2 protein-coding genes and 1 pseudogene are annotated in these 1618 nt (G+C 51.2%); 2 read left to right on the top strand and 1 reads right to left on the bottom strand.

Annotation, left to right across the window (positions count from 1 at the left end):
* Positions 1 to 297, bottom strand: a 297-nt coding sequence (locus tag AB4Z11_RS31110) for a hypothetical protein (protein WP_442029954.1), incomplete at its 3' end; no start/stop codon positions are given.
* A gap of 143 nt (positions 298 to 440) precedes the next feature.
* On the opposite strand from AB4Z11_RS31110, the gene AB4Z11_RS31105 reads away from it, so the two are divergent.
* Both AB4Z11_RS31105 and AB4Z11_RS31100 read left to right on the top strand, forming a co-directional pair.
* On the top strand, positions 441 to 734 hold the full coding sequence (locus AB4Z11_RS31105) for a helix-turn-helix domain-containing protein (protein ID WP_442029952.1): 294 nt from the start codon (positions 441 to 443) through the stop codon (positions 732 to 734).
* 110 nt (positions 735 to 844) lie between these two features.
* Positions 845 to 1618, top strand: a pseudogene (locus AB4Z11_RS31100) (hypothetical protein); the annotation flags it as partial.

The following is a 1618-nucleotide window of genomic DNA, read 5'->3' as shown; positions in this document are numbered from 1 at the left end:
GCATAGATCTGTGAGATTTGTCGTCGAGACAGATTTGTCCGAATTACCGCCATTGCCTGTGAAATGTGTTGCTGTCCATTGCTGACATCCGAGCGATGTACAGGAAGCACTAAGCCGGCGCGTTATGGCAGTAACCGCGCGAAGATTGTCTGTTTCACTGAGGAAATAAAATTCACAATCATTGCAGACCAAGACATGTGCAGGAGATTCAAAGCCTTCAAGGGCGGAATTGCCTTCGTGTTCCTGGTATGAGCTGAGCGTATGCGTTGCAAGCATAAATTGGATTGCAGGCACCATTGATGAATGAAGTAGAGCAAGACAGAGCAACGGCTGTTTTCTTCATCGTTGAACAAACCGCTGGCTTAGCTCGAACTGCCAGTCTCAACCCTTAACGTACATGGACTGTTAGGTCCTCCGAACTTTGAGAAAGGTAGTAGGAAATGCGCTATGACAAAGTGGCCACTGAAAAGATCGTTAAGGCCGAGCCTTTGGACTACGATCCATGCCGTCTTTTGGATGCGATGAAAGAGATTCTGAGGCTAAAAAATGATGCCGCGTTAGCACGTACTCTGAAAATCAAGGCCTCTACTGTGAGCAAGATACGACATGGAAGAATTGGTATCAGCGCGGAGACCCTTATCAGGATGAATGAAGTGTCTGGCGCCCCTATCAGTGACCTGAAGTATCTGCTCGGTTCACGGGCCAACGCGGAAGACTTGACGCAAGAGCGTTAAATACATAGTTCGAGTGAGAGTCTCGGCTTGCCGATTGGCTCTAGATTCTCTTTGCATCTGAGGAGCTGGAGAGCGCAGCCCTCCCCATCGCCTTGCAACCCGGAGCCCCAATGAGCTTAAGACGAGCTTTCAGAAATGTTAGTACCTTCGATGTGTCCGTTGGGCTAATCGGTAATGATGAAGTATCYAATAGTGCAGTTGACGAAAGCGCTGTGCGTTTCTACGTGTCCATGCCGTTTAACCAAGTGCGTGTCGCTGATTTTTTAATGGGGCCTCTTTCGAGCTTTAGTGCTATTTCTGTGAGCACTAACCTGGCGAGCTACACTCTTGGCAATAATGAGGTGAATCTGGTCGCTACCGGAAGCGTTTCATTTACCGGTAAAGGAAACTCGCTTGACAATTGCATTGAGGGTGTCGCAACTGCTGGAAATAAGCTTGAAGGCGGAGCTGGCAACGACACTTTGATAGGCGGCAGTGGCAACGACAGCTTGCTTGGCGGCGATGGCAGCGATAGCCTGGCTGCTGGCACCGGCAACGACACGGTAGATGGAGGGAGCGGTAATGATGTCGTTCGGTTGGCTGGCAGCCTGTCTGATTACCATATCGCTCGCCTGAACCCTGCGGACACGCAGCTGGTGAGTGAGGCGCGGGGGATCTCGCTCACGGTACGCAACGTTGAGAGCTTCAGCTTTGACGACGGCATACATTCGCTGGCGGAAGTACAGAAGGGTCTGTTCAGCAGCGGTAATGACCGCATTGTTGGCACAGCAGATGCCGATATCTTGGCTGGTGGCCTGGGCAACGACACCATGCTTGGCGGCGCTGGCGACGATATCTATATCGTGGAACAGAGCGGCGACGTCGTCATTGAGATTGCCAACGAA

Origin of the sequence: Pseudoduganella sp. RAF53_2, assembly GCF_052113985.1 — a bacterium.
Taxonomy (GTDB): Bacteria; Pseudomonadota; Gammaproteobacteria; order Burkholderiales; family Burkholderiaceae_D; genus Rugamonas.
This window is presented reverse-complemented; position numbering and strand designations above follow the sequence as displayed.